This is a genomic window from Lacticaseibacillus sp. 30 (genome assembly GCF_053819265.1).
This window is the reverse complement of record NZ_JBSOQX010000059.1, coordinates 1-1,774: the sequence shown is the minus strand read 5'-3', so window position 1 is coordinate 1,774 and position 1,774 is coordinate 1. Positions and strand designations below refer to the sequence as shown.

Annotated in this window: 1 protein-coding gene; it reads left to right on the top strand. The window is 39.9% G+C overall.

Annotated elements, in window-relative coordinates; translation table 11 throughout:
• Positions 1-607 precede the first annotated feature (607 nt).
• Positions 608-1,774, top strand: a 1,167-nt coding sequence (locus tag ACWPAB_RS15205) for a vWA domain-containing protein (protein WP_455692708.1), incomplete at its 3' end; no start/stop codon positions are given.

Here is a 1,774-nt window from a genome sequence, read left to right as displayed (position 1 = left end):
GGACTTACTGGCAATACGCCGGATGTTTCAAGGCTACTTTTGGGTTTGAAGACCTTATTTACCTATAAATAGAGCTTTTTACATTATATGTACAGATTAATACCTATAATGTAAATAAGTATGCACTGTTAAAAATATCTTGCTAAATAACGAACATTATCATTCCTTTGCGCGGGGTCAACTTGTTAAGCTGGTGTTGGAAGAAGAGAGACGCCGGAAACAATGGAAGGAGGCGCACAGATGCCTAAGAAGTGGCTGGTGAAAGCAGCCACTAGTTAGGAACTAAAAATCAGACAGTGTTGATTGAATTAATTAATTGTAGCGTAAAATCTGAATTTTTAAGAATTATTGGGTAAAAAGTGGATTAACAAGTGATCGTAACTCGAAAGTTTTGAGCTATAGACTGCACAAATAAAATATACATCAATTAAATTATAATTGATAGTCAATATAACAAATTTTCTTCCATTTTTAGTTTTTGCCTTTGTTATCCACATCACTTTAAAAAAAAAGTAAAAGAGCTCAAAACTTTCGAGTTGTAAGCGCATGAATGATTGCACTGTCAGTGTTTAAAATTTTACTTGAGAGGAGGGTAAAATTTACGAAGATGACAGCTAAAGTGGCGAGAACTGGGCATTTGTTCGCGGTCTTATTGATTTTGATGAGTATGTTAACAGGCTTAGTGACAAGTGGCAGTTCAGTTGTGACAGCCACTGCCAACATTCGCCCAACCTATCAAACCGATGCTAATGGTACCTATCCGACAAATTCGTGGCAGGTCACGGGACAACAAAATGTAATCAATCAACGTGGCGGGGATCAAGTTTCAGGGTGGGATAATAATACAATATGGAATGGTGATGCGACTGATACCACGAACTCTTACCTGAAATTTGGTGACCCCAATAATCCGGATTATCAGATTCGAAAATATGCTAAAGAGACGAATACCCCTGGATTGTACGACGTTTATTTGAACGTCAAAGGCAATAAACAGCAAAATGTGAAGCCTGTAGATATTGTCTTAGTTGTTGATATGTCTGGGTCAATGGAGTCAAACAGATGGGGCACGAATCGAGCTGGTGCTGTTCGTACTGGCGTTAAGAATTTCTTGACTTCTATTCAAAACGCCGGTCTGGGTAATTACGTCAATGTTGGTTTAATTGGGTTTTCTAGTCCTGGTTATATCGGTGGCAAATCGGGTTATATTAGTGTCAAATTAGGCAAAGCAGGTAATGCCAGCCAGCAACAAGCGATTAATGGTGCATTGAGTCCAAGGTTTCAAGGGGGTACGTATACGCAGATTGGTTTGCGGCAAGGATCAGCCATGCTGAATGCGGACACCAGTGGCAATAAAAAAATGATGATTTTGTTAACTGATGGCGTGCCGACTTTTTCTAACGAGGTGATAAATTCAGAGTGGATAAATGGTACATTGTATGGCACTAATTTTGGATCCAGCAGAGATGAACCAGGGAACACCGCACGACTTCGATGGCCATACACCGATAGTTCAGGTCATTATATATATGATACTTGGCCAGCAACATTGGGTGAGGCCAAGATAGCAAAGGATAGTGGTAATGAGGTGCACGCGTTAGGCATCCAACTGGCTGACGACGACCACTACATGACGAAAGAAAAAATACGCCAAAACATGCAGCTTATTACCAATTCACCGGATTTATACGAAGATGCTGATAGTGCCGATGCTGTTGAGGCTTATTTGAACAATCAGGCAAAGGGCATTATCAAAAACTTTAATACTGTCATC